Below are 26,579 nucleotides of genomic sequence, written 5' to 3'. Positions count from 1 at the left end.
GCTGGTGGGACCGGAGCCACCCGGTCCATCGGAAGGCCCCGACATCGGAGGTGCGTGAAGACGGCCGGGCTTCCCGCGTCCACCACCGGGCCCGGGCTTCCCCGGCGCGCCCGCCGAGCCGGACCTCCCGTGGTCGCCGGAGGAACCGGACGTCCCTGAAGCGCCCGTGGGTCCGGGCCTTCCGGGGCCGTCGGCCCGTCCGGACGCGCCGGTCGCACCCGCCGGACCGGGCTTCGCACGCCCGCCGGTGGGTCCGGATCCCGCCGGTCCGTCATCGGTGGCAGCGCGGGACGGGTTCCCGACGTGACCGGTACCGCTCGAACGACCGCCGGACGCCTCCCGTTCCCCGGGGACACCGGACGCGCCCGGCTTCGCCGGACCCCCGGTGATCACCGATTCGGAGGGGGACGTACCCGCACCGCCCCGACCCGCCGCCCGATCGTCGGCCGCCCCCGGCTCCGGTCGTCCCGGGATCGCCGCGGGACCGGGCTTCGCCGACTCCCCGGCCCGGACCGGCCCGTCCTGAGCGGCGCCCCCCGGCAGCGCACCGGCCGCACCGGCACCGGCCGCACCACCGGGCCGGTCCCCACCGGAGGCTCCCTCCGGCAGGTGTCCGGAAGCCGTCCGGCCGGGGACCGCACCCGTAGCGGGACGATGCCCTGCGGTGCCGCCGCCCGGCCTCCGTTCACCGGACGGCTCCCGCGCGGCCCCGGCGGTCTCTGCGGCTCCAACAGCCGCGGCAGTACCGGGAGTCATAGCGGCGCCCGAAGCCCCGGACGCCCCGGACGCCCCGGACGCCCCGGAGGATCGTCCCCGTTCCGGTTCCGTGCCCGGCGCACCCGGCACACTCGGCGCGTCCCGCACGTCCCGCGCGCCCCGCGCCCCTGGTGTCTCACGGCCGCCGCCCGCACCCCGCGTCCCCTCGTGGCCCGTCGGGACCCGCGCCAGCTCCGGTGACGCCGACTCCAACGGCACCGACCAGGACCGTACGAGTCCCAACTGCACCGTCTGGCGCGGCAGTACGGTGTCCAGCACCCAGTCCGCCGCGACGCGCACCCGGTTGCCCGGCAACGCCGCGAGGTGGTATCCGCGGGTGACCGCACCCGCCAACGGGCCCGACAGCGGCACGCCGAACGGATTCGCCGCGGCCTGCGCGCCACCCAGGTCGACCACGAAGCCCAGGTCCCGGTGGCGGTACGTCCGCCGCTCGCCGACGCCCAGCGACGCGGCGACGTTCCGGGCGCAGACAGCGCCCTGCCGCCAGGCGTGCTGCGCGGTCATCGACGTGTACGCACCCGGCCGGTTCGGATCCGGCACGGCGGCCGCGTCCCCGCAGGCGAAGAGGTCCGGCCACCCGGGGACCTGGAGGTGGGCGTCGACGAGCAGCCGGCCGCGCTCCATGGGCAGTCCCAGGGACTCCACCAGCGGATCGGGCCGCACCCCCACGCACCAGACCACCGTGCGGGTGCCCACGGTCGTGCCGTCGGTCAGGACCACCCCGTCATGCGTGGCCTCCCGCACCGACGTGCCCATCCGCACGTCCACCCCGCGCCGGCGCAGCACCCTGTCCGCGGTGCGGGAGAGCCGCTCGTCCAGCTCCGGCAGGACCCTCGGCGCCACGTCCAGCAGCATCCACCGCGGCCTGGGCCCGCCCCGCCCCGGGCCCCGGCGGGCCTGCGCGTCGGTGTAGAGCTGGCCGTGCGCCGCGACCTCGGTACCCGTGTATCCCGCGCCGACCACCACGAAGGTGCGCCGGGCCCTCCGCTCCGCACGGTCCTCGCTCGCGGCGGCCAGTTCCATCTGCCGGGTGACGTGATCACGCAGGTACAACGCCTCCGGCAGCCCGCGGAAGCCATGGGCGTGCTCCGCCACCCCGGGGATCGGCAGCAGCTTGTTGACGCTGCCCGCGGCCAGCACCAGCCGGTCGTAGTCCAGGGTGCCCGGGCGCCCCTCGGGCGAGGTGTAGCGCACGGTGTGCGTGTCGAGGTCGACCCCGTCCGCCTCCCCGAGCACCAGCCGCACCGTCGGCAACGTGTCGGTGAGGGACACTCCGACCCTGCGCGGCTCCAGCATCCCGGCGGCGACCTGGGGCAGCAGCGGCAGGTAGAGGAAGTAGTCGGTCGGGTTGAGCAGGACGATGTCGGCCCGGCGCCGGACGATCCGGGAGAGGGTGCGTGCCGTCCGGTACCCGGCGAAACCGGCACCGACGATCACGACGCGGGGTCGGCTCACGATGTGCCTCCGGACTCTCGCGTACACATGAGCCTTCCGCGTCCCCCTGCCCCGCACCGCCAAACGTCCCCCACGCCCGCCGCCCCCGCGCCATCCACCCCTGACCTACCGCGCCGCGCCCCTCCGGTACCGCTCCGGAGGGCCGCTCGCGGAGTGGGCCCCAAGAGCCCTCCACCACATGTGCGCGGTCACCGGCCGGCACGCTGCCGGATGCGGTGCCCCACACCGACGGAACGTCGGCCGATCGCCTCGGAGAGGCGCCGCGAACACCCGGCACACACGGTGCGGTGAGCACGGTGCCGACGCGTTGCTCTTCGGTGGAAGCCCGACGCCCCGGAGCACCGTCCTTCCGCCGCTCACTGAACGGCCCTCCGCCTCAGCCGCTCCCGCTCCCGATAGCGCGGAGCCCGAACCTGAGTGGCCCGAAGCGAAGTCGGCCGGCAGCGTCCCCGAACGCTGCGACGCCCCCTGCACCGGCACGGCGGAATCCCTCGCCCCCCGCTCCCCCTGATCACCGCCGAACGGCGAACCGAACCCGCCCCGGCCCCACCCCAGCCCTAGGAGGGACCCGCACCTGCCACCGGAACCACGAAATGAAGGAACCGGACAGGTCCCCCATGAACAAACCCAGGCGACCGGTCCACAGCGGTTCAAGAACGCCGGTCCCCGCTCGCACCCCACGGACCAGCCGGACGGGCCCGCCCCGCACCGTCTCGCCCCCGCGCCCCGGGCCGAGACGCCCCGACACCCACACCCATGTCATCCCACACGAGTGCCCCCGGAGCGGGTCCGGGGGCACTCGTCGTCCCTCGACCGACAGCGCCGTCTCATCGCTGACACCGCCGCCTCGTGTCGCGCGGCATGGGCCTCATCACTCGGCTCACGTCCCGTCCGGGAGGGCACCCCCCCACCGGCGGCCGGACGCCCCAGCACCGGCGGAGGCCCGTCAACGGCCGTTCCGCCGGGCCTCGGGGTCCAGCTCGTCCTGGGACGGCTCCATCCTCGGGGCTCCCGGCACACCCGTCGCCCCGCCCTGCGCCATGGGCGGCGCCGACGGCGTGGGCGGGTAGGGCAACCCCATCCCGCTCGGCGGCGCCGCCGGTGCGTCGCCGCCGATGGTGTGCCGGTGTCCGGCGCTCCGTCCCTCGGCCCCTCCCTCGAAGGACCGCTGCTCGGAGGGCCGGTGCTCGGAGGGCCGGGCCGCCCCGCGCAGCATCTGGGCCACGACGCCCAGCAGCACGGCGGTGATCAGCGCGGCGGCCCAACCCGGCACCACGCCGGCGAGGGCCAGCCCGGCGGCGAGCGCCAGCGCCGCCCCGGCATACAGCGCGACGGCACCGGACGCCGCGTAGAACGCCGCCCTGCGACGCCGCTTCCGCGTCTGCTCACGCAGTTCGTCACGCACCGTCTCGCGCGCCACCCGCGCCAGTTCGTCGACCAGTTCCCTGTCCAGTTGCTCCAACTGTTCCCTGCGGTTCATACGATGCGGTTACCCCCGCCCCCGGCTTCCATGGGCGGAGGCCCCCGATCGCCAACTAGGCTTCCCCGCATGGACATTCTCGGAGCCACCCTGCGCATCTACGTCGACGACCTGGACCGGGCGATCCCCTTCTACGAAGGTCTGGCCGGTGGCCGGGCCCTCCGATTCGAGCGCGGCGGCGTCGCGGTCGCGGCGGTCGGCTGCTTCCTGCTGATGAGCGGCCCCGAGGCCCAGCTCGAAGTACTGCGCAAGGTCACCGCCACCATCGCCGTGACCGACGTGGAGGAGACGCACCGGGTCCTGACCGGTCTCGGTGCCGACATCATCGCCGGACCGGTCCCCACGCCCGCCGGACGCAATCTGATCGCCCGCCACCCCGACGGAGTCGTGTACGAGTACGTCGACCGCCACGCCGCCTGAACCGACGCCCGGCCGGACCCTGCCCGCTCGGCCCGTTGACTCAGTCCACGCCCACGGACTCGGCGGTGATCGCCCATCGCTCGTGATCCCGCCACGCACCGTCGATGTGGAGCATCCTCGGCGAGAAGCCCTCCCGCTGGAACCCGCAGGCGCGAGCCAGGGCGATGGAGGCGGTGTTGCCGGGCTGGACGTTGATCTCCAGCCGGTGCAGGCGCATCGGCCCGAAGGCATACCGCACCACGAGCCTTAGCCCTTCGCGCATCAGGCCGCGCCCGGCCGCGTGCGCGAAGGCGCCGTACCCCAGGGCACCGTTCCGGAAGGCACCGTGCACGATGTTGTTGATGTTGACGAACCCGGCGATGGCACCGCCGTCCCTCTCGCACACCAGGAACCCCGCCCTGGCCGGATCCTCGATCAGCCGCGCCGCGTAGGGGGCGAAGGCCCGCGCGGTGTCGGGCGGGAACAGCCACGGACGGTGCAGTTCCCGGCTCTCGCGGGCCCGCGCGACGAACTCCTCGGCGTCCCCGTGGGTGAAATGCCGCAGGCCCACCCGGGGGCCCTCGGCGAGATAGGGGACGGCGACGTGCGGCATACCGTCAGCCTACGCCGCCGGGACTCCGGAGCCCCGAGGCACGGTGGCCAGCGTGGCCACCGACCGGCGAGTGACCCCGGCCAGGGACCACGCACGCGTCCCGGGAACCTCCACGATCGCGAACCCGTTGGCGGCGGGCACTACAGGAAGGGCAGGCACTGCAAGAAGGGCGGACACTGCAGAAAGCCTGCGCAGCCAGGATTCCGAAACCGGCGACCGACGGCCGGTCACCGCAGCGCCGGGGCGTCCAGGGTCAGTGTCCCGCCGTCCGCGTCGAGTTCCGCCGCCACTCCGAAGGGCAGGGTCAGAGCCCCCTCGCAGTGCCCGAACCCGAAGTCCTGGACGACCGGTGTGCCCAGACCTCCGAGCCGGTCTGCCAGCAGTGGACGCAGCCGCTCGGCGGGCTCGCACCGCTCCCATGAACCCAGCAGCACACCACCCACCCCGTCGAGCAGGCCCGCGCGCAGCAGTTGGGTCAGCGAACGGTCCAGCCGGTAGACCTCCTCCCCCACGTCCTCCAGGCAGAGCAGCCCGCCGCGCGCCGACGTCCGGGCATGCGGCGTACCCAGTTCCGCGGCGAGCAGGGTGAGACAGCCTCCGAGGGTGACACCCCGCGCCCGGCCCGGCACCAGGGCCCTCCCGGCGGAGGCGATGACCCGGACCGTCTCCGGGGCGAACAGCGTGGCCCGCAGATGTTCCTGAGCCCGCGCGTTCTTGATGAAGTCGATTCCGGCGGCCATCGGTCCGTGCAGGGTGACCAGCCCCAGCCGAGTGGCGAACGCCTCGTGCAGCGCGGTGATGTCGCTGAACCCGACGAAGACCTTCGGCCCGGCCGCGCGCATCGCTTCCCAGTCGAGCAGATCGACCACCCGCTGTGCTCCGTAGCCGCCGCGGGCGCACAGCACCGCGTCCACCTCCGGATCGCACCAGGCGGCCTGGAGATCGGCGGCCCGGTCGGCGTCCTCACCGGCCAGATATCCGAAGGCGGCGTGCCGGTCCAGGACATGGGGTGCCACCACCGGGTCGAGGTCCCAGCCGCGCAGCACATCGAGGCCGGCCTGCAACCGCTCCTCGGGCACGGGCCCACTGGGCGCGACGACCGCGACCCGGGCGCCGGGGGCGAGCCGGGCAGGCCGCGCCAGCTCCTCCACGCGATCGCCCCCGCGCTCCCTCATGTGCCCAGCTCCAGGGTCGGGATGCCGGGCACATCGATCCCGAACACCTGCGCGTAAAGGGAGAGTTCGGCCTCCAGGGTGCGCACCATGGTCTCCGCCCTGCGGAACCCGTGCCCTTCGCCCTCGAAGGTCAGATAGGCGTGGGGAACGCCCCTGCCCGCCAGACGGGCCAGGAACCGTTCACACTGCGCAGGCGGGCAGATCACGTCGTCGAGACCCTGGAGCAGCAGGAACGGTGCGGTGACACCGTCGGCGTGCTCGATGGGCGACCGCTCCACGTACCGGTCGGGCACCTCGGCGAGGGGACCGATCAGGCTCTCCAGATAGTGGGACTCGAAGTCGTGGGTCTCCCCGGTGCCCCACCCGGTGAGGTCGAGAACGGGGTAGCGGATGGTGCCGCAGGCGTACACCCCGGTGGTGGCCAGCGACGCGGCGCTGGTCCAGCCGCCCGCGCTGCCGCCACGCACGGCGAGCCGCGCCGGGTCGGCGGTGCCCTCCTCCGCGAGGGCCAGGGCGACGGCTGCGCAGTCCTCCACATCGACCACGCCCCAGCGCTCGCGCAACCGGTCACGGTACTCCCTGCCGTATCCGGTGGAACCCCCGTAGTTGACCTCGGCGACCCCGATCCCGCGCGAGGTGAAGTAGGCGATCTCCAGGTCCAGCACCAGCGGGGACCGGCTGGTGGGTCCTCCGTGCGCCCAGATGACGTACGGCGGCCGTTCGCCCTCGGGAGCGGTGCGGGAGGGGTGGTGGGGCGGGTGGATGTGGGCGTGGATGTCGCGCCCGCCGGGGCCGGTGAAGGTGCGCGCGGCCGACCTCGGGTAGTGGGCGGGGTCGACTGTGTCCTCGTGCGGGGCGCCGATCACCCGGGCACGGCCGGTGCGCGTGTCGAGTTCGACGACCTCGGGGCTCCGGTGCGGACCGGCGCCGACGGTCACCACGCGGGTGCCGTGCACGGCGAGGGTGCTCGCGCACTCCGTCCAGGGGCCGACCGCGTCCACGACCTCCCCGGTGGCCGGGTCGAGTATGCCGAGGGCGGCGCCGCCCCGGCCGTGCAGAACGGCAATGAGTCCGTTGTCCAGCGGGGCGAACCAGCGCTGCCCGAGCTTCCACAGCGGCCCGCCGAACTCCTCCTCACGGGGGCAGAGCGGCTCCCCGTCGCGGTACAGGTTCCACCAGCCCGTGCGATCGGAGGAGTACAGCAGGGCGCCGTCGGGGGCCCATTCGGCCTGGGCGACGGCCTCCTCGGGGCCGCCCGCGACGGTGCGGGCCCCGTGGAGGACCCCGTCGGGGCCGATGTCGGCGACACGCAGTTCGGTGCCCTCCCAGGGCATCCGGGGATGGTCCCAGGCCAGCCAGGCGGCACGGTCCCCGTCGGCGGAGACCCGGGGACCGGTGACGAACCGGTGACGTTCGTCGGTGAGTTCACGGATGGCCGTGCGGTCGTCGGCGGCCGAACCGTCCAGCGGGACCGCGGCCAGGACCCGGCGCACATCGGAGGGCGCGTCGCCGGTGAACTCCTCCAGGACGCACCACACCTCGCCGCGCTCCGGCATCGGCTGCGGATCCGCCCAGCGCAGTCCGCCGCCGACCGGGGAGACCAGGGTCAGAGGACGCGGCTCCGTGACGCCGTCGACCTCCCAGGCGTACAACCGCTGGTCGGGGAAGTGGCTGAACAGCGCCAGCGGTCCCGAGCCACCGGGGACGGCCGCCCAGGCCCGGCCGCCGTACTCGAGGACGCGGGTCCGCAGGTTCCACGGCGCGGGCAGCACCGACTCCTCGGTGCCGTCGGCACGGCGCCGAACGAGGGTGCGACGGCCGCCCTCATCGGGCCGGGGCGCGGTCCACCACACCTCGTCGCCGACGAACTCCACGTCGTCCGGGTGCCCGTCGTGCGCGGCGGCCAGCGCCGCGTCGATGGGCGAGGGCCACGATCCGTACGGCTGAGTCTGCACTGTCTCCCCCATCGTTCTCCTCCGGTCTCTCTACTTCTTCATCGTGGCGGGGTGCCGTTCCGGTTCGCACCGTCCCGCTCCGCCGCCCCGGTTCACTCTTCCCGGTCATCCGTCCCGACCGGCCGCCACGGACAGCAGGACCAGCAGGACCTTTCCGTCCATCGGGGCCAGAAGGGCCGGGCTGCCCACGGGCCGCGCCCCGGCCGGCGCTGTTCGTGTCCAGGCCCAGCCCGCCCGCGCGGTGCGCCCGGCCCGTCCCCCGGCCGTCGAACACACGCTTCCCGCCGCCCGGGCGGTGGGAAGACGCCCCGTCGTGGCCGCCGCCTCCCCCGCCGTCTCCCCGCTAGGCCGTGCGCAGGAAGCGGTCGAGGACGCGGACGCCGAAGTGCAGGGCCTCGACGGGGACGCGTTCGTCGACGCCGTGGAAGAGGGCCTGGTAGTCGAAGCCCTCCGGAAGTCTCAGCGGGGCGAAGCCGTAGCCCGTGATGCCCAGCCGGGAGAACTGCTTGGCGTCGGTGCCGCCGGACATGCAGTAGGGCACCACGTGCCCCTCGGGCGCGAACTCCTGGACCGCCGCGCGCATCCGGGCGAAGACCGGGGTGTCCACGGGCGACTGGAGGGCCACCTCGTGGTGGGCGAACTCCCAGTCCACGTCGGGTCCGGTGAGCCGGTCCAGGGTGGCCCGGAACTCGTCCTCGAATCCGGCCAGGAAGCGCCCGTCGACATGGGCGACGGCTTCCCCGGGGATGACGTTGACCTTGTAACCGGCCTCCAGCATCGTCGGGGCGGTGCTGTTGCGGACCGTCGCCTCGACCAGCCGGGCGGCGGGACCGAGCTTGTCCAGCAGGGTGTCCACGCCGTCCAGGTCGGCCAGATCGGCCTCCATGCCGTACAGGGCGGCGAGTTCGGTCAGGCAGGCCCGTACGGTCGGCGTCAGGCGCAGCGGCCATTCGTGCTCCCCGAGACGGGTGACCGCGGCGGTGAGACGGGTGACCGCGTTCTCCCGGTTCACCTTGGAGCCGTGTCCGGCGCGACCGCGCGCGGTCAGCCGGAGCCAGCCGGTGCCGCGCTCCCCGGCGGCGACGGGGTAGATCCGGCGGCCCGTGCCGTCGTGGAAGGTGAACGCCCCGGACTCGCCGACCCCTTCGGTGCATCCCTCGAACAGGGCCGCGTGCCGGTCCGCGAGGAACCCGGAGCCGTCCTCGGCACTGGCCTCCTCGTCGGCGGTGAAGGCGATCACGATGTCCCGGCGGGGCCGTGCTCCGGAGCGCGCCCAGGAACGGACGGCGGCGAGGATCATCGCGTCCATGTTCTTCATGTCGACGGCGCCCCGGCCCCAGACGACCCCGTCGCGGACCTCCCCGGAGAACGGGTGGACACTCCACTCGGCGGCCTCGGCCGGGACGACGTCGAGATGGCCGTGGACGAGCAGCGCGTCGGCCGACGGGTCGGTGCCCTCGATCCGGGCGACCACGTTGGCCCGGCCCTCGGTGCGCTCCAGCAGCACCGGTTCGAGCCCGGCCTCGGCGAGCCGCTCGGCGGCGTACTCGGCGGCGGGGCGCTCGCGGCAGTCGCCGCCGCCCCTGTTGGTGGTGTCGATCCGGATGAGGTCGGAGGTGAAGCGGACGACCTCGTCGAGTGCCCGGTCGTCGATGCTCTCCGGCTGCTCAGCCATACTGTTCCTCCACAGCGGCCGAGGCGATCGTGGTGACCGCCTTGAAGGTGCGGATGGCCTCGTACATGGTCGTGTGGGTGTAGGAGATCCTGCGCTCCGCCACGCGGGCGACACCGGGGACGACGGTGCAGGCGGCCGCCAGGTGTTCGGCGTCGAACTCGACCGCCACAGTGAACGGCCCTGCGTCGACCGGCTCGTGCCGCACGGCTAGCGCCGCCCCGGTCCGGGCCGCGGCACGGATGTCGGAGGCCGTGCGGGACGGGGTGCGGCACACGGCGGCGTACCGCGACACATGGTCCTTGACGGCGACCTTGGGTGCCCCGGGCGCGTAGCCCAGGGCGTCCTCGCAGGCCACGTCGTCGCCGGTGACGAGGACGACGGGCACCCCGTACTCGGCGACGACACGGGCGTTCAGCAGGCCCTCGCTGGCCCTGACGTCGTTGAGCCAGACGCCGGTGATCTGATTGGCGAGGTAGGTGTGGGCGAGGACGCCCTCCATGCCGGCGCCCGCGTGGTAGCCGACGAAGGCGATGCCGTCCACGTCCCCGTGCTGCACGCCCTCCACCATGGACAGCGGCTTGTGCCGCCCGGTGAGCATCTCCGTGCGCTCGTCGAGCCGCTCCAGGAGCAGATTGCGCATGGTCCAGTGGGCCTCGTTGACGACCACCTCGTCGGCGCCGCCGTCGAAGAAGCCGAGCACGGCGGCGTTGACGTCCGAGGTGAACATCGACCGGCACCGCTCCCACTGGGGCGTCCCCGGCAGCACGTCGGCGGGCCAGGTGACACCGGTGGCGCCTTCCATGTCGGCGCTGATGAGGATCTTCATGTCACGTCACGTTACGCGCTGGTTCCACGTCGCAGCCAGGGCTGTGGAAAACTCTCACCGGCCCAGACCAACGGCCGGTGCGGAGGGGTGCGGGACCCGTCCGGACCAGTGGCCGACGCCGTCGGGGGGCATACCCGGCGAGGCCCGTGCCCGGGACACGGGGCGGGGACACGGGGCGGGGGCACGGCTCCCGCCGCCGGACCGTCACACGTCCGGCTCCCGCCGTCCGGGCGTCGCGCAGCCGGTGCGCGGCGCCCTGCCGATCCATCCGCTGACCACCGCCGGGGCCCGCCCCTCCCCGCGCTCAGTCCTCGTGGCCGAGTTGGAGATCGCGCTCGGTGCGTCCGCCGCCGGCGACCCGCAGGACGGTGGCGACGGGCGGATATCCCGCGGCGATGACGGTGTACTCGCCGGACGAGAGGTCGACGAAACGGAAGCCGCCGTCGGGCCCCGTGGTCAGGGTGTCGACCACGTTCCCGGCGGCGTCCAGCAGGGTCACCCGGGCGTCCTCGACGGCCCGGCCGCCGCTCGCCCGGACGGTGCCGCGCAGCACGGCGCCCCCGGCCAGCTCGACGTCCTGCCGGGTCTCCCGGGCGGCCTGCACGCTGACCGGTAGGGCGGCCGGGCGGAAGGCGGGCGCGCTGGCGGCGAGGGTGTACTCGCCGGCCACCAGCTCGGTGATGGCGTAGCCGCCCTCGCGTCCGCTGCGGGTGCTGGCGACGACCTCGCCGTGGACGTTGGTGAGGGTGACGATGGCGTCGCGCACGGGGGTGCCGTCGGCGGTGAGCACGCTGCCCGCCAGGCGTCCGGCGCCGCCGAGGACCACGTCGAGCTCGACCGGGCGCTCCCCCACGGTCACGGAGACGGCCTGCGGCTGGTGCCCGCCGGCAGCGGCGATCAGGACGTAGGCGCCCGAGCCGGGCGTGGCCAGGGCGTAGCGTCCGTCGTCGCCGCTGGCGCCCCGGCCGATCTGCTGCCCGGCGACGTCGATGAGGGTGAGGGCGGCGCGGGGCACCACGGTGCCGTCGGGGTGCTGGACCGTGCCGCAGACGGCGATCCCGGCGGCGTACGGCGACCTGGCCTGCGGAACGGCGGCGTGGTGCGGCGCGGTGGTCTCCGGCTCGATGAGGGGGGCGTTGTGGGACACCAGCGGTTTCTCCTTGAGGAAGAAGGCGATGATCAGGCCGAGGGCGAGCACGGGCACCAGGTACAGGAAGATGCGCGGCATGGCGTCGGCGTACGCCGCGATGTAGGCGTCGCGCAGCGCGGGCGGGAGGGTGTGGACGAGCTGCGGGGTGAGGGACTCGGCGTCGGGCGGCCCGGCACCGGCCCCGGTGGGGACCCGTTCGCGGAGGGCGTCGGTGAGGCGGCCCGCGAAGAGCGTGCCGAAGACCGCCGCGCCGACGCTGCCGCCGATCTGCCGGAAGTAGTTGTTGGCGCTGGTGGCGGTGCCGAGGTCGGCCGGGCGCACGGAGTTCTGCACGGCGAGGACGAGGACCGGCATCACCATGCCGATCCCGGCGCCTAGCACGGCCATCCACACGCTGTACTGCGCGCGGGGGGTGTCGACGTCGAGGCGGGAGAGCAGCCACATGCCGATGACGGACAGGGCGCCGCCGACGACGGGGTGCGCCTTGTAGCGGCCGGTGCGGCTGATGAGCTGGCCCGAGGCGACCGAGGCCACGACGATGCCGCCCATCATGGGGAGCATCAGCAGGCCGGATTCGGTGGCGCTGGCGCCGTCGACCATCTGGAGGAACGTCGGCAGATAGCTGGCCGCGCCGAACAGGGCGATGCCGACGACGAGTCCGGCCAGGGCGGTGACGTTGAAGACGGAGTCGCGGAAGAGCCGCAGGGGGATCAGCGGTTCGGGCGCGAGCCGCTCCGCCAGCAGGAACAGGAGCGCGGCCGCCACCGCGCCGCCGCCGAGGCCGAGGATGACCCCGGAGTCCCAGGCGTACTCGGTGCCGCCCCAGCTGGTCAGCAGGACCAGGCAGGTGGAGGCGGCGGCGAGCAGGACCGCACCGGGGATGTCCAGCCGGGGCTTGGCCGTGGGCCTGGGCAGCTTCAGCACGGCCGTGACCACGGCGAGGGTGAGCAGGCCGAAGGGGACGTTGATGTAGAAGCACCAGCGCCAGGAGAGGTGGTCGGTGAAGTAGCCGCCCAGCAGGGGCCCGGCGACCGAGGCGAGGCCGAAGGCGGCGCCGATCAGGCCCATGAACCGGCCGCGCTCCCGGGGCGGCACGATGTCCGCGATGATCGCCTGCACACCGATCATCAGCCCGCCGGCGCCGACGCCCTGCACGGCGCGGAAGGCGATGAGCTGGTTCATGGTCCCCGCCCGGCCGGCCAGGGCCGAGCCGATGACGAAGACCACGATGGCGAACTGGAAGACGCCCTTGCGCCCGAAGAGGTCGCCGAGCTTGCCGTAGACGGGCAGGCCGATCGTGGAGGTGAGCAGGTAGGCGGTGATCGCCCAGGACATCCGGTCCAGGCCGTGCAGCTCGCCGACGATCTTCGGCAGCGCCGTGGCGACGATCATCTGCTCAAGCGCTGCCAGCAGCAGGGCCAGCATGAGCCCGACGAAGACCAGCCGCACCCGCCGGGGGGTCAGGCCCGGGTCCGCGACCGGGGCCGGAGCGGGTGGCTCCGGCCGTCGCGGTGGCACGACGGCCGGTTCCTCCTGCACCAAGGTGACTCCGCCCATGTGCCGCTCCCCTCGTCACACCCGCTCACAACTGGCCGCCTGCGGCAGCAACTACGAGCAAGTGCGACAAGTTACGGCGTACGACGCGATCATCCGAGGATCACTCGAACCGGTGAGGCCGCCAACGCCCCTCGGTTCAGGGCGTGTTGGCTACTTCTCGACCTCGGCGGCGAGCTTGGCGAGCACCGCGTCGTAGATCCGGCCGAGGCCCTTGGGGGCGAAGGTCCGCTCGAAGAAGCCGCCGACGCCACCGGCCCCCTTCCACGCGGTGTGGACCACGACCCGGGACCGGCCCTCGCCCGCCGGGGTGACCCGCCAGGTGGTGACCATGGTGGAGTTGCGGTCCTTCTCGACGAGTTCGCCGTCGGACGGTTCGGTGACCTCCAGGAGGCAGTCGCGGACACGCTTGCTGGTGGCCTGGAGCTTCCAGTGCACCAGGGTGCCCTCGCCGTCGCCGCCCTCGCGGACCTCGTACTCGCTGAAGTGCTCGGGCAGCAGCTTCGCGCGCGTGCCGCTGTAGTCGGCGATGGTGTCGAACACCGTCTCCGCGTCCGCCGCCACGATCCGCTCCGTCGTGGCCTCGACCTGCGCCATCGGGTTCCTCCAGGGCCTGGTTCTCGGGATGGGGCAAGCCAACCACCCCTCCGCCCGCCCTCCAAATCGGGGGTGGGGCGAGGGCCGGTCCGGCCCGGCCTACTCACCCGCCCGGACGCCCGGAACGCACTCCCCCGCCCGCGCGGCCGACCCACCGGGTCCGCACCCCCGGACCGGTCGACACGCGCGGCCGACCCGTACGCCGACTGTGCCGCCGCCGACCGTACGGCCGCCCGGGGGAGGCCGGACGCGTCCGCCGAGCGGTCGGGATCGTTCGCACGATCACGGGCAGTGTTCACAGCCAGGCACGCAACTCCTCTATCAGGCCAACCGCTCGCCCACATCAGCAGGTTGCGGACGCCCCATGGTCGTCGTCCTGCGCTGGTCCTGTCCCGGCCCCTTGGCGGAGGTGCGACGGGCAGGGAGCACAGGGTGTACTGGGCGCTGGCGGTGGGCGGGTGATGCGCGCGGGGCCTGGTTGACCTCCCCGTGCCCCGGGCACAGCGGACCCCGTGGGGCTCGCGTGGGCAGCGGAATACGCGCCTTTGGATGTCCCCCATCCGGTGCGGGTTCATCGGTCGGCAGGAGTGGCGCCGGGAAGCGGCTGCCCGTCACCCTGCCCAGGATTCCCAACTCCAGGGTGGAGGGCACACCTCTCACTGCCCTTGTCCGCCTCCGCCATCCGCTCGTGGTCGGCACCCAGCGTCACCGCTGCCAGGCGGTGAGAAGCCGCTGTCCCGGGACAAGGTGCTGCGTTCGGGCAGGTCTCCTGGCTGCGGTGCGGGCGTCAGGACGTATCGTGGCCGCCCTGCCGCCCCGGAGACCTGGCTGGGCGTCCGCGCTTTCGAGGAACAGATGTGGGCACGTGCGGGCAGGCGGGCGGAGAGCACGACGGCCAGGTGCGCAGCGGTCACACAACGGTCGCGGCTTTGATCAGGTGTTGCCGAGAGAGTCTCCGTGCTCTTGTTCGAGCCGGGTCAGCAGACGGCGGAAGTAGGCGGGGCCGGTGTCCGGAACCGGCACACCTGCCGCTTCGGCAGCGCGAACAGAGGCGTCACCACCCACCTCGGGAGGCCGGCACGCGTACGTGAGACCGAGGGTGTAGGTGCAGATCTCCAGCGCGTATGCGGCTCGTGCCCAGGGACTCGCGCGGTGCTCGTGCAGGGCGTTCCTCCACTGCTGCGCGGTGACCTCCCGCAGGGGGTGTCCGTGCTCACGGGTCCTTTCGAACAGCTCTCGCACGGGCAGCGGTTCCGGCCGCATGATGTGGAAGACATTGCCCGCCGTCCCGGGAGTCAGGGACAGAGCGGCGATCGTCTGTGCTGTGTGGTCGGCGGTCGAGGCGGGCAGCGACCCCAGCGTGGTGGGGTAGCAGCCGGTGACGATGGCCGCGGCGATGACGCAGGTCGTGAGGTCGGTGGCGGGCGCGGACCCGTCGCGCGAGTCGGCCAGGATCAGCCCCGGCCGGTAGACAGTGGCCTCGAGACCGTGGTCCGCCACGGCGGCCGCCACCGCCCGCTCGGCCTCGACCTTGGTCTGCGGGTACCCGAAGGGACCACAGGTCCGCAGGGTGGGCTCCGTCGATTCGGCCACCCGTTCCAGACCCGCCTCGCGGGCCGTGAGGAAGACCCCCAGAGTCGACACGTGGTGCAGGTGCTTGGATGTACCGGTGGTGCAGAACTCGGCCACTCGTCGGGTACCGCCGACATTGACGGGAGCCACCCGCTCGTACCGTGCGGCCAGGTGCACCGAGGCTCCGCTGTGATAGACGGCGTCCGCCTCGTCGGCCAGCCGCCGATAAGTGTCCTCGCCCAGACCGAACCGGTCGGCGGAGAGATCTGCGGGCACAGCACGCAGTCGCGCCGACCCGGCCACGCCCTTGTCGACGGCGGCCAGCGCCGACCGTGTCCGTTCCTCGGCCTTCACCGAATCCTCAGCTCTGACCAGACAGACCACCACGTCATCAGTACGGCGCAGCAGTTCGGCACAGAGCCTGGAGCCGACGAACCCCGTCCCCCCGGTCAATACCAGCGTCATGCCGAAACCTCCAACTCCGGAGCGGAAGAGCCAACCTCGCAGCCTCGACGGACGGTCGTTTCGGCCAGGCGGCCCCCTGCTTAGGTCCCTTCGGTGTCGCTTCAGACCGGGCGGCCCCGGTGCGCAGTCGGGGCGGACGGTACACCGGCCCGCTGGGTCGAGCGGTTGGGGTTCAGCCGCCGGAGACGATCTCGTTCACGATCCACGCGCCGAGTTCTTCGGTCATGGTGGTGTGTCCCTCGTTGCGGCTGGCGCACAGGAACGCGTCGAGTTCGCTGGCGTCCGGTGTGATCGGTGCGTAGAGGGCCTTCTGGTCGCTGATGTCACCGGCGGCGACGGCGCTGACACTGGGAATGAAGCAGGATGTGCGGATGGTGTCGTCGTCAACGCGGTTGCGCAGGAAACGCATGAGGAGGCCCGCCAGTCCGAAGCTGCCGGGGTCGCCGTCCGGCAGCGGCAGGGTGAACAGGCCGCCGGGAGCGCCGTCGATCTCCGGCAGCCCGCCGGTGCGCACCTCGGTCACCGGGCCTCCGGGCTTCTGCAGGCGGGCGACGGTCTGGTCGCCCTGGCCCTGGATCTTGAGCCAGGTGTCCTGCAGGGATTCGCCGTCGCCCCGGACCGCGGTCGCGCCGGGCGTGACGCCGTTGCCGTTGCCGGTCTCCACGCCGTTGGCGACGCCGATCCTGCGGACGCTGCGCGGCCATCCGCCGAGTTCGTCGAGTTCCCGGAGGAACTGCTCCCGCTCCGGGGCCGGGGCCGGGGTGTCGTCGGGCTTCGCGATGTACCAGCGCGCCATCTGCTTCGCGGCGGGGCTGTTGAGCAGCCCGGAGAACAAGCGCAGGGAGTCTCCGACGACGGGGTCCTCGCTCCAGTTGTCCGCCGCGAAGTGGATGAAGGCCTGGAAGGAGACAGGGAGCCACCCGCCCTGGTGGGGGGAGTCGTAGGAGAGGTGGAGGGATGTCTCGTGGTCGGGCAGGGCCGGATCCTGCTCCATCCTCGCCAGTGCGTAGCGGGTGATCAGGCCGCCCATGCTGAAGCCGCCCACGACCAGCCTCGATCGGCCCACCCGCTCGGCGAGGGCGCGGCGGACGCAGTCGATGGCCGTGTCGACGTTGTCCCTGATCGACGCCGTCCGGTCGTCGTAGCCGAGGATGATCACGTCGCGGCCGGTCGCGTGGAGTTCGGAGATGAACCGGAAGTCTCCGTTCTCCTCCAGGCCGTTCCAGAGCCGGTCGAGGTCGCTCGCCCCGTGGGAGAAGCCGTCGGAGAGGATGACGGGCCTGACGAGTTGCCGGCGGTTCAGCGGGCTGTAGTAGACCCACGCGGTTCCGCCGGCGAGGGACCACTCGTCATGCGGTTCCGGCGCGGAGGGCGTCGTGGAGCGGAACTCAGGGGAAACCGGTCCCCAGATGTCGACGACGGGTGTGGACATGATCAGTCAACTCCTTGGCAGGTCAGGGCCCGCCCACCGGCTGGGCCCAAGACGGCACTTTAAGAAAGCACGGCACACTCGCAGGGCGAACTGGCATGCGCATTCACACCATCGTGGAGACCTCCCCCGAGGCAGGTGTACACATCAGCGACCTTGGGCACACTTCCTCGGCATGCTTCAGCGACTCCCGGTCGTCCCCGCAGGGCGCATATCAGCGGCACCACCCGCCGCCGCCAGACCCACCAAGACCTGGGATGTGGGGCGCTGATCGATGCCGAGGCAGGCACGGAGGGCCAGCAGCCGGGCACGACGCAGTGCTGCCTCGCCGCCCTGGCAACGGGGCCTGCGACGGGGGCGAGCCGCATCCGCGGCCGGACCGTATGACTTACCGTCCAGGCGGATGAGGGGCGGCGTCTCGTCCGGGCTCCGGGATGCCGGTGGCCGCTGCGAAGGTGATGTTCGGACCGGTGATCTCCGAGAGGGCCCCTTCGTGAGTCTCCCCCGTACCGCCGCGCTCGCGGCCGCTGTCACAGCCCTGCTGGTACCTGTCGCCGCACACGCCGCGCCGGCCGGCGCGGTCACCCGCGAGGCGGGCCGGACCGTCACCGCGCCCGTGCGCGACGTGCTGGCCCGGATCCCTGTCGCCGATGAGGACCGCACCGGATACCAGCGTGCAGCCTTCAAGCACTGGACCGACGCCGACAAGGACGGCTGCAACACCAGGGCCGAGGCCCTCAGGGCCGAGGCCGTCGTCCCGCCCACCGTCAGCGGACGCTGCACCCTGAGCGGCGGCGAGTGGTACAGCCCCTACGGTGCGACATGAAGTCGTTTGATTTTCAGTGGAAATGTCAGGAGGTAGGCATTTCTCCGGCCAAGTGATCGACAGGCCGGTTCCCTAGGTCGAGTGCGGCGCTGGCAACGGCACCGTGCTGAGCCGACCGACAAGAAAGCCCAAGGGTCAGCGGGCCATTCGCAGGCTACAGGCAGGGGAAAGCCCAAGTGGGTGAACGCAAGTGAACCTCCGATGAGGCCTCGTCAGAGTAAGGCCGCTCAATGGTCAGTAATCAGCGGTCGAAGGGTCTGTCGCTGTGAAGCGTCAGGTGGCTGTCCGGCCCGTAGAACTGGACGGCGCGATCACCACCGACCCCGGGGTATAGGAGGCACCCTCCTTGGGCGCTACTGAGTCAAGCGGAACATGGAAACCCCGTATGAGTCCGGCCAGTTGACCGGTAAGCCAGAGGTAACGACGGCGAATCTCGTGCGGGACAGGATGACCCGAGAAGCGAACGCTGCCTGGGCGAAAGCCCACGGGAAAATGTAGAGAACGGCGCCTCAGTCGCTACGTATAACCGGGCAGATACCGGCCAGAGTTGCCGGGCCCGAAAGGGAGCCAACGCGGGTCAGGTGGATCTTTGAAGAGACAACGTGAAACGTCAGCATCAAGGCACAAGTTGGACGCGGAGGGATCATGCCAGAAGCGACAGCAGTCGTTGACTCTGCAGACGATGCCGCGAACGGACCCCTGAGCGCGTCATACGCCGAATACTGGCACAGCACCGACTGGTCACGGGCGGAACGACACGTACGACGTCTTCGGCAGAGGATCTTCAAGGCCACGCAGGAAGGCGACCTCAAGAGGGTTCGCAATCTTCAGAAGCTCATGCTCAAGTCCCACTCCAACACGCTCGTGAGCGTGAAACGGGTGGCCTTGACGAGCACAGGCCGACGAACAGCAGGAATCGACGGAGAGAAGGCTCCCACACCAGCCGCCCGCGGACGGCTGGTCGCGGAGCTAGCAGCGATCTCTGCGTTGAGAGCCAAACCGGTTCGTCGCGTATTCATCCCGAAGGCCAATGGAGCGATGAGGCCACTCGGTATCCCTGTCCTCAGGGACCGAGCCCAACAGGCCAGGGTGAAGAACGCCCTGGAACCAGAGTGGGAGGCGCGCTTCGAGGGGGCAAGCTACGGCTTCAGACCCGGACGGGGGTGTCACGACGCAATCGAGGCGATCTTCAGGACCGTCTCACGTCGGAGTGCCACCAAACCATGGGTACTGGACGCCGACCTCAAGGGCGCATTCGACCGAATCGACCATGACGGCCTCCTAGGGATGCTGGAGTGCTTCCCCGCCAGGGGAGCGGTCCGGAAATGGTTGGCAGCAGGTGTGATTGAAAGGGGGCGATTCGCGCCAACCGTGGAGGGAACCCCACAGGGCGGCGTCATCAGCCCCCTGCTGCTGAACATCGCACTGCATGGAATGGAGGCGGCACTGGGGAGAACGGCCGGCACGGGACGCAATGCGCGTCTTCGGTCGCCTCGGTTGGTGAGATACGCGGATGACTTCGTGGTGTTTTGCCGCACGGAGGATGAAGCGTGGGAAGTGAAACGCCGTATCACGGAGTGGTTGGCGCCGAGGGGTCTGACCTTCAACGAGGATAAAACCCGTGTGGTTCACCTCGATGACGGCTTCGACTTTCTCGGATTCAACGTTCGTAAGTACAACGGGAAGCTTCTCATCAAGCCAAGCAAAGCCTCCGTGCGCCGGATCAAGCGGGAGATCAGGGAGAAGATCAAGGCCATGGGGCAAGATCGAACCGAGGACGTCATTCGACACCTCAACCCCCTGATCAAGGGCTGGGCCACTTACTACAGGGGTGTGGTCTCCAAGGAGATCTTCGGCTCCCTCGACCACCATGTATGGAGGTTGACGTGGAAGTGGGCCAGACGGCGTCATCCACGAAAGTCCAGGGCATGGGTCGTGGACCGCTATTGGGGGCGCTATCACTCGCAACGCGACGATCGCTGGGTCTTCGGTGACCGGGAGACGAAGAGGTACCTGTACAAGTTCGGTTGGACCAAGATCGTGAGGCATATCCCCGTCAAGGGATCGGCGTCCAAGGACGACCCGAGCCTCGTGGATTACTGGGTCGACCGCACGCGGAAGCGCAAGCATCCCCAGGCGGACGGAGCCAACGTCCCTCTGGCCGTGCGGCAGAAGGGGCTATGCCCTCTCTGCGGGCTGGACTTGATTGATGGTGCGGGGTACGAGCCGGACAATGTGCGCGATTGGGTGCGCTGGTTCGTTGCTACGTCCCGGACCCTACACAGGCACCATGTCATCTACCGGAGCCACGGTGGACCTGACCATCGTTCGAATCTGATCCTGATCCATGCGGAATGCCACCGCCAACACCACGCCGGGAACGTCCGGCGTGGCCTACTGAAGGCCACCTGCAACAGGCCCTTGTGATCTGCTTGAGCCGGATGCGGGGACAACTCGCACGTCCGGTTCTGAGGGGGCCCCGTCGCCGCAAGGGGACGGGGCTACCCGACACGACCGCTACATCCAGGGCCCCGGCGGCCTCGACATCGACCACCTCGTATCCGTAGCCGTGACGGAATAGCCAGATTCCGCTGCTCCTGGTGTAGCCATCTGTGGGCTCCCTGCGCAGGAGGTGTCATGGACCCAGTTGGTGGGGCTGGCGAGGGATGCGGGTACCCCTTTTGCCCAGTGACGAGGACGATGACGAGTTCTGGGGGTCCGTACGGGACACCAACGGGCTGTTCGGACCTCAGGAAGACGGTCTACGGCAGGTCGAACTGCTGGGGTCCTCGCCGCAGGGGAAGTTCCTGACCAGCCTCGACCATCTCGGGAGCAGGAGAGCGAGGGCAGGCGGGGCTCACCTGGCACTCCTCGATGCTGAAGGCATCGAAACGGGTTCCTACTTCGTCAGCGGGGTGACGGCGACGGCTGCGAGGCCGCCACTGCACGGCGATGGCCTGTTCGATGTCGAAGTACGGCTGCGGTGCGATGAACTTCTCCCTGGGGCTGCGGAGATCTGGGACCTCCGCCGAACAGGGCATCTCGGCCGCAAGGGCATGTGGGAGGAGCTCGACCCGGTAGGCCGGAAGGCATGGTTGTCCGTCGCGCTGTGGTCCCGTAAGTACCAGCGCCGCGGCGGACACCCCGAAGATGCCTCATCAGGGCGGGTGGCCACCTTGGGCGGTCGGCGGTCACCGATATCAACAGCTTGATACGACTCCAACCCGAACCGCGAAGAGCTCCGAAAGCGCCGCATCCTGCCGGTCATCTCCCGCAAGGGCGCCCCGAGCATCAAGGGCCTGGGCAAGCTACCGGTACGTGCTGGAGCAGACCTTCGCCCTGCTTCACCAGTTCAAACGACTGGCCGTCCGCTGGGAACGCCGCACCGAACTCCACGACGCCCTCCTCCCCCTGGCCTGCAGTCTGATCTACTGGAGACGCCTCAAGAAGGCCCGATCATGATCGTGTTGCGAGCTCATAGGGGGCACCGGCAGCCGACCTGTCGTATTTGACTGGTCTTGAAGCCAGCTTGACTGACGCTTTCATGCGCTCCTATCTGGCACCAGGCCGGAACACGGCCCCAAACGTTGTAGGTCAGGTCCTTGATCGACCTACTTTCCAGGCGACTCCTGGCTCGTTTCACGATTGCCTTCTTGGTGCGGAACCAATACTCCAGCCAGACGTTAAAAATCATCTCACGTGGCGATCTTCGATAGCTTCTTGTAGTAGGTCAGGGCGGCTGCGAGGTCGAGGAAGGCGAGGAAGCAGCAGAACCACCAGTCACATCATCACTGACGCTGCTGTTCAGGAGCCGCTGGAAGCCGTCCCGCCGGCCCAACCGAGCTGCCAGCCGTTCTTGAGTGCTGCCCGCCCCAGCAGGCCACGGACGTAGTCCCGCGTCCGCCAGCGCAGATCCGTCCGGGCGAACCGGCCCGCCACCCGCGCGAACCACGAATCCAACTCGGCGGCGCAGTGGGCGACTTCAGTCATTCCTTCCATACCAGGACACCGACAACCAGCACCTCAGGACACGAACCGCTGCTGGAGCACCAAACGTGACATGCCTTACCTCTTGCCCCCCTGCCCTGACCTGCCTCGTTGGCGTACCGTCCATGATCGGCTACTCATTGTGGCCATGTCATGTAGGTCTAGTGAAGGGGACATTCCATGCGTGGACAGAAGTTGGTCGGCGCCGTTACGGGATCTGCTGCGGCTCTCGTTCTCGCCGGCGCGATACCGGCCCACGCTGAAGGCAGCTGGACTTCGAGCATGAGCGCGGTTCGCACCGGATTCGACTCCCGGACCTGGTCCGACAAGAACAGCGACAACGTCAGTACCACCATCGGACTCAGCGGCTGCAACAACGGGGGACTGGGTGCGGCGGTCAGCAACACGGAGCTGCAGCTGACTCGTGAAACCTCGATCATTCAGCCGAACGAGAACCGAGGTCGTTACACCTACAAGTGCAGCAGCTCCGACTCCCATGCGTTCGGCGTCCAGCCGTCGGGCAGCTATCACTTCACGGTGACCAAGATCCAGGGTAGTGCGTCGGGCTATTACCTTTCGGTGAACTCGGTCTCCGTAAAGTACTGAGTTGGCAAGATGAACCATCGTTCTTTTTCGTAAGAGGGTAGTGAGGCTGTGTCTGTCGAGTTCGAGTCCTGTTCCTACCAGTATCGCCGGGGGCCGACAGTCCTCGACGGACTCAGCTTCGCCTTCTCCTCCGGTCGCACGGTGCTGCTCGGGCCCAACGGGGCGGGCAAGACCACGCTCTTGTCGCTTGCCGCTTCCGCCTTGAAGCCTCGCTCGGGCAGCGTTTCCTTCGCCGGTCTCGATCCCGCCGTGCGGTCTCAACTGCGCACCTACAGGCGCCAAGTCGGGTGGATGCCCCAGCACATCACTTCCGTCCCGGGAATGACCTGCCGGGAGCAGGTTGCTTACGCGGGATGGCTCAAAGGCATGTCACGGCGAGACGCGTGGGAAGGTGCCCTGGGGGCGCTGGAGCGTGTCGGACTCGCCAAAAAGGAGGGCCATCAGACGGCGTCGCTGTCCGGCGGACAACTCCGCAGGATCGGCGTGGCGCAGACACTGGTGCACTCATCCCAGCTCGTGTTGATGGACGAACCGACAGCGGGTCTCGACCCTGCGCAGCGAGGAAACTTCCGTAAGGCCGTGGAAGAGCTTTCCGAGAGCGCTGACGTCATCGTTTCCACTCATCAGACAGAGGATCTCTCCGAGGTCTACGACTACGTGGTAGTCCTGTCCGAGGGAGCCGTCCGATTCAACGGTACCGTGCAGGAGTTCTACGCGAAGGCGCCGAGTGACACGGCGCCGGGGCGCACTGCGGACGGCGCCTACGCCGCGGTTCTCGGCGGTGGCGAAAGGTGGTGACGTTCCGCTTCCATCCGCGCGCCCATTCTGCCGTTCTCGTTAGCCCCCTGCTTCTTTGCATTGTTGCCCTCTATGTTTCTTCTGACTACGTCGCAGGGGACCTGGACGGCTATTGGACCGCGGCCACTGCGAAGGCCGCCTCCGCGCTGATTTTCATCGCCCCGGTGACCGCGGCGTGTGCGGCCTGGGAGGCAGGAAGGCTCCGCCGCGCCCGGATCGGGGAGGGCACTCCGGCACGCAGTGGGTGGCAGATCGCCGCTGTCTCCCTCACGCCTGTGGTGCTGATGGGATTCTGTGCCCTCGCCATGGCCCTCGCCGTGGCCCGTCTGCACATGGAGTCAGCTTCGGGCTGGCCGGATGGCCGCATCATCGGCGCGTCCTGCGTTGTGGTGTGCGCCCACACCGTCGTCGGATACGCGGTCGGATTGCGGCTGCCCGCGGTGGCCGCCGTGCCGGTCGTGCTCGTGGGCGACTACTTGTGGAACGTGTACCCTCCCGCGCTCGAGCCTCTCTGGCTGCGTCATCTCACACAGCCGGCCTCGGGCTGCTGCCTGAGCACCGTTGCCGTTGACCTCAGGGGCGTCGCGGCACCGGCACTCGTTGCCGTCGGCCTCGCCGCGCTGGCGACCGCCGCTGCTGCTCTCTCCCGGCGTACCCCCCGCCTCGGGCACCTGCCCACGTCCGCCCCCTACCTGGCTGGCGCACTGGCTGCAATCGTTGCCTTCACGACCACTTCCGTGGGCGTCAGCCTGGTGAACGGACTTGGACCCGATGCCGTTCAAGCACGACCCACCGCGGACTTGGTCTGCACCAAGATCAACCGCACGCGGACGTGTGTCTGGCCCGAGCACGCCTCCCGCCTGCCTGAAGCGGCTCAGACCGTGAGCGAGGCAGTCGAACGGCTTCGGTCCGTCGGAGTGACCCCGCCGGAGGTCGTCACCGAAAGCACCCAGCACCCCGGGAAGAGGCAGTGGACTGTCACTGTCAGACAGGATGTGGATTTCACTAGCCAGGACATCGTCGCCGGTCTCGCCTCCGACCTCACTGTGAATCTCACCAGCACCGGGCATGAAGACAATGCCACCGTCTGCTCGGAAGAGCCTGTCACGGCTGTACAAGAAGCCCTCGACGCCGAGGAAGAACTACACATCTGGCTTTCAGTACATGCCGGTATGCCCCAGCGGAACTTCGGGCTCAACTCCGACCCCCGCACTTGGAAACCTGTCGAAGACGTACTGAAAACCAGCCCTGGCAGTCAGGAAGCCTGGTACCACTCCACTCTCTCCCGGGCCTGGTGCATGCCCCGATGACTTGGTGGCTTCGCACACGACGCGTACACCTGCTCGCGATCGTCACCATCGGATTGTGGGTAGCGACCCTCCTGCTAGGAAATGCCAGCCTCCCACTGCCCCAGCTGGGCGGGGCGACTTCGGCGAACGTGCCTGTCATTCTCTTTGCGCCGTTGGCGCCGGCCATCACCTTGAACACCTGCTACGGCACGTCCGCCCCCATCGAGTCGACGGCGCTGCGACGGGTCGCCGCTCTCGACTCCCTGCTCGCCGTTACCGTTGTGGCGGGCATGGCAGCTGCCACGGCCCCGATCGCGGCAGGCTGGATCAACGGGGTACAGGATGACGTTTTCGAGCAGGCTCTCCGCAACCTCATCTGCTACACCGGCCTCGCACTCATCGGCAGAGCAATCGCCGGTATTCATGTTTCCACTGTGCTTCCGACGCTGCTCGCCCTGATCGTTTCAGTGTTCGGCTATGGAGCCGAGCAGGTAGCGCACTGGTGGGCGTGGCCCGCAGCTGGGGCCTCTGACACCCTCTCCTGGGTGGGATCCGCGGCGCTTCTCTTGGTTGGCCTGCGCTATACGGCCAAGGGTGACTTCCCCCGCTGAGCCTCTTCGGGCGCGGCCGCGGCGAGGATGTCGTCGAGCTGGGGGGAGGACGCTGCCGCCGACCGCCGGAGCAGCCATGCCGTGCTCGGTCATCACCAGGCCGATCGCCGCACTGAGCCCGAGCGGCTCGCGGCCGTCACGCCGTATGGCAGTGCCGGTGCGCCGCTTCGGCTTCTTCGCCGCCTCACGGGCAGCGATCAGGGCCTGACGAGCGAGGTCGACCCCGCTCGGCTCGGCCTCACGCGATCACCGCCCCGGCAGACTCGCCGTCCAGCGAGCGGGCGGCTGGTTGTGCTCGTCGGCGCGCTCACCGTCATCGCCGCGCTCGTCCGCGCCGGGCTGCTGCTCCGCCGCATCGAGCGGACCAGGAACGGTGGCGGGTGCGGCGGCTCCGGCCCCCGCACCGGCCGAGCCCGGGGAGGACTTCACCCACGCCGGGATCCCCGCGCAGCGCACCACCGGCGAGGGCGCCCTGCCGGGCAGGGGGTTCCCGCTCGACGCGGTCCGCCACGCCGTCCGCGAGGTCCTGTCCGAGGAACTCACCGTCGCGCTCGCACCGTTCACCGCGGCCCCGGCCGCTGCCGAAGGCCCGGATGACAGGCGGGCGGCCGCGGAGGAACCACGCGAAGCGGCCAGGCAGATCAAGCAGGTTGCGGGTACTGCTCGGGAGGAGGCCCGCAGCGAGCTCGCCTTCCTCCGGCAGGAGATCGCGGGCCTGCGCGCCGCGGTGGAGGAGCTCCGCCCTCAGCCCGCCGCCGACGGCGCGGGCGATGAGGGGTACCCGGACCCGGCAGACGGTCCGGCGCGGATTCTTCACGGCGAAGGGCGCCCGAGAGGGAATCGTCCCGGGCGCCCTCGCGGGACGCGTCGTCCCGGCAGGCTCGGGCCGGCGTGTCACTTCTGCGCAGAGGGGGCCCCACCGTTCACGCCGGCCTTGCGGGCCGCGGCGATCGTGGCGGCGGACGGCCTGGTCCTGGTGAACTCGTCATGGCCGACCAGCGTCGACTTCCACTGGTCGGCGGAGGTGGTGCCGGACGTCAGCAGCCACTGGGTGCTGATCCGCGGGTTGGAGCCGCCGAAGTACTGGCCGCTCCAGGTGGTCGCGGAGTGGGCGTTGCGGTAGCTGTTGCGCCAGGAGACGGTCCAGCCGAGTGCCGTGCCGTGGTCCGGCGCGGGAAGGGTGTCGAAACGGCCCTTCACCACGTACTGGTTCTCGGCGTTGCCGACCGCCGAGTCGTATGTGCCGGTGAGACTGCCGTTCGCGTGCGCCGTCACCGTGAAGGTCGAACCGAGTTCGTTGTACCAGGTACCGCTGAGGCCGTTCGTGGCGGTGGCCTTCG

General features: G+C 70.4%; 21 protein-coding genes and 2 pseudogenes. 9 read left to right on the top strand and 14 right to left on the bottom strand.

Features of this window, described 5'->3' with window-relative positions; genetic code table 11:
* Positions 1-933: 933 nt before the first annotated feature.
* Both GTY84_RS25985 and GTY84_RS25980 read right to left on the bottom strand, forming a co-directional pair.
* Positions 934-2,232 (bottom strand): annotated as a pseudogene (locus GTY84_RS25985) (NAD(P)/FAD-dependent oxidoreductase); the annotation flags it as partial.
* Between the two features lie 946 nt (positions 2,233-3,178).
* Positions 3,179-3,712 carry a phage holin family protein gene (locus GTY84_RS25980; RefSeq protein ID WP_161228822.1) on the bottom strand — a complete coding sequence of 178 codons (534 nt, stop codon included), beginning with the start codon at positions 3,710-3,712 and terminating at the stop codon, positions 3,179-3,181.
* A gap of 69 nt (positions 3,713-3,781) precedes the next feature.
* On the opposite strand from GTY84_RS25980, the gene GTY84_RS25975 reads away from it, so the two are divergent.
* A complete protein-coding gene (locus GTY84_RS25975) occupies positions 3,782-4,132 on the top strand; it encodes a VOC family protein (protein WP_161228821.1) in 351 nt (116 codons plus the stop codon).
* A gap of 40 nt (positions 4,133-4,172) precedes the next feature.
* On the opposite strand, the gene GTY84_RS25970 is transcribed toward GTY84_RS25975, so the two are convergent.
* The 9 genes from GTY84_RS25970 to GTY84_RS25930 all read right to left on the bottom strand — a co-directional run bounded on the left by GTY84_RS25970 (position 4,173) and on the right by GTY84_RS25930 (position 17,125).
* Complete coding sequence (locus tag GTY84_RS25970; RefSeq protein ID WP_161228820.1) at positions 4,173-4,724, bottom strand: GNAT family N-acetyltransferase; 552 nt, start codon at positions 4,722-4,724, stop codon at positions 4,173-4,175.
* Between the two features lie 227 nt (positions 4,725-4,951).
* Positions 4,952-5,875 carry an LD-carboxypeptidase gene (locus GTY84_RS25965; protein WP_161228880.1) on the bottom strand — a complete coding sequence of 308 codons (924 nt, stop codon included), beginning with the start codon at positions 5,873-5,875 and terminating at the stop codon, positions 4,952-4,954.
* 20 nt (positions 5,876-5,895) lie between these two features.
* On the bottom strand, positions 5,896-7,866 hold the full coding sequence (locus GTY84_RS25960; protein WP_161228819.1) for a prolyl oligopeptidase family serine peptidase: 1,971 nt from the start codon (positions 7,864-7,866) through the stop codon (positions 5,896-5,898).
* A 331-nt stretch (positions 7,867-8,197) separates the two neighbouring features.
* Positions 8,198-9,529, bottom strand: a complete 1,332-nt coding sequence (locus GTY84_RS25955; RefSeq protein WP_161228818.1) for a M20/M25/M40 family metallo-hydrolase — start codon at positions 9,527-9,529, stop codon at positions 8,198-8,200.
* Positions 9,522-10,355 (bottom strand): M55 family metallopeptidase, encoded by an 834-nt coding sequence (locus tag GTY84_RS25950; RefSeq protein WP_161228817.1) that lies wholly within the window; start codon positions 10,353-10,355, stop codon positions 9,522-9,524. The genes GTY84_RS25955 and GTY84_RS25950 overlap by 8 nt, the downstream gene beginning before the upstream one ends.
* Positions 10,356-10,659: 304 nt before the next feature.
* On the bottom strand, positions 10,660-13,062 hold the full coding sequence (locus tag GTY84_RS25945) for an MFS transporter (protein WP_161228816.1): 2,403 nt from the start codon (positions 13,060-13,062) through the stop codon (positions 10,660-10,662).
* Between the two features lie 150 nt (positions 13,063-13,212).
* Positions 13,213-13,656, bottom strand: coding sequence for an SRPBCC family protein (locus tag GTY84_RS25940; RefSeq protein ID WP_161228815.1), 444 nt, complete (start codon positions 13,654-13,656; stop codon positions 13,213-13,215).
* A 933-nt stretch (positions 13,657-14,589) separates the two neighbouring features.
* Positions 14,590-15,693, bottom strand: coding sequence for a thioester reductase domain-containing protein (locus GTY84_RS25935; RefSeq protein WP_161228814.1), 1,104 nt, complete (start codon positions 15,691-15,693; stop codon positions 14,590-14,592).
* Between the two features lie 172 nt (positions 15,694-15,865).
* The gene (locus GTY84_RS25930) at positions 15,866-17,125 is read right to left on the bottom strand and encodes an alpha/beta hydrolase (RefSeq protein WP_161228813.1); all 1,260 of its coding nucleotides are present in this window, start codon (positions 17,123-17,125) and stop codon (positions 15,866-15,868) included.
* 490 nt (positions 17,126-17,615) lie between these two features.
* Here GTY84_RS25930 and GTY84_RS25925 point away from each other — a divergent pair, with 490 nt between their 5' ends.
* From GTY84_RS25925 to GTY84_RS25910, 4 genes are all read left to right on the top strand, one after another.
* Positions 17,616-17,948, top strand: coding sequence for a hypothetical protein (locus tag GTY84_RS25925; RefSeq protein ID WP_202551748.1), 333 nt, complete (start codon positions 17,616-17,618; stop codon positions 17,946-17,948).
* A 645-nt stretch (positions 17,949-18,593) separates the two neighbouring features.
* Positions 18,594-20,375, top strand: coding sequence for a group II intron reverse transcriptase/maturase (gene ltrA, locus GTY84_RS25920; RefSeq protein ID WP_161228812.1), 1,782 nt, complete (start codon positions 18,594-18,596; stop codon positions 20,373-20,375).
* A gap of 254 nt (positions 20,376-20,629) precedes the next feature.
* The gene (locus GTY84_RS25915; protein ID WP_161228811.1) at positions 20,630-21,160 is read left to right on the top strand and encodes a hypothetical protein; all 531 of its coding nucleotides are present in this window, start codon (positions 20,630-20,632) and stop codon (positions 21,158-21,160) included.
* A gap of 106 nt (positions 21,161-21,266) precedes the next feature.
* On the top strand, positions 21,267-21,410 hold the full coding sequence (locus GTY84_RS25910) for a hypothetical protein (RefSeq protein WP_161228810.1): 144 nt from the start codon (positions 21,267-21,269) through the stop codon (positions 21,408-21,410).
* Between the two features lie 354 nt (positions 21,411-21,764).
* On the opposite strand, the pseudogene GTY84_RS34205 reads toward GTY84_RS25910, so the two are convergent.
* Positions 21,765-21,878 (bottom strand): annotated as a pseudogene (locus tag GTY84_RS34205) (IS701 family transposase); the annotation flags it as partial.
* Positions 21,879-22,115: 237 nt separating this feature from the next.
* Between GTY84_RS34205 and GTY84_RS25900 the strand changes: the two are divergent.
* The 4 genes from GTY84_RS25900 (at position 22,116) to GTY84_RS25885 (ending at position 25,239) form a co-directional block, all read left to right on the top strand.
* Positions 22,116-22,541 (top strand): hypothetical protein, encoded by a 426-nt coding sequence (locus GTY84_RS25900; RefSeq protein WP_161228808.1) that lies wholly within the window; start codon positions 22,116-22,118, stop codon positions 22,539-22,541.
* A gap of 48 nt (positions 22,542-22,589) precedes the next feature.
* On the top strand, positions 22,590-23,339 hold the full coding sequence (locus GTY84_RS25895) for an ATP-binding cassette domain-containing protein (RefSeq protein WP_161228807.1): 750 nt from the start codon (positions 22,590-22,592) through the stop codon (positions 23,337-23,339).
* A complete protein-coding gene (locus tag GTY84_RS25890; RefSeq protein ID WP_161228806.1) occupies positions 23,336-24,649 on the top strand; it encodes a hypothetical protein in 1,314 nt (437 codons plus the stop codon). The genes GTY84_RS25895 and GTY84_RS25890 overlap by 4 nt, the downstream gene beginning before the upstream one ends.
* 128 nt (positions 24,650-24,777) lie before the next feature.
* On the top strand, positions 24,778-25,239 hold the full coding sequence (locus GTY84_RS25885; protein ID WP_161228805.1) for a hypothetical protein: 462 nt from the start codon (positions 24,778-24,780) through the stop codon (positions 25,237-25,239).
* A gap of 246 nt (positions 25,240-25,485) precedes the next feature.
* On the opposite strand, the gene GTY84_RS34200 is transcribed toward GTY84_RS25885, so the two are convergent.
* Together GTY84_RS34200 and GTY84_RS25880 are read right to left on the bottom strand one after the other, a co-directional pair.
* Entirely contained in the window at positions 25,486-25,668 is a 183-nt protein-coding gene (locus GTY84_RS34200) for a hypothetical protein (protein ID WP_237532663.1), read from the bottom strand.
* Between the two features lie 465 nt (positions 25,669-26,133).
* A partial coding sequence (locus GTY84_RS25880; protein WP_161224100.1) for an avidin/streptavidin family protein occupies positions 26,134-26,579 on the bottom strand: 446 nt, incomplete at its 5' end.

The sequence above is a fragment of the Streptomyces sp. SID8352 genome (assembly GCF_009862265.1).
Taxonomy (GTDB): Bacteria; Actinomycetota; Actinomycetes; order Streptomycetales; family Streptomycetaceae; genus Streptomyces.
The sequence above is the reverse complement of the archived record's forward strand: the minus strand, read 5'-3'. Positions and strand labels throughout refer to the sequence as shown.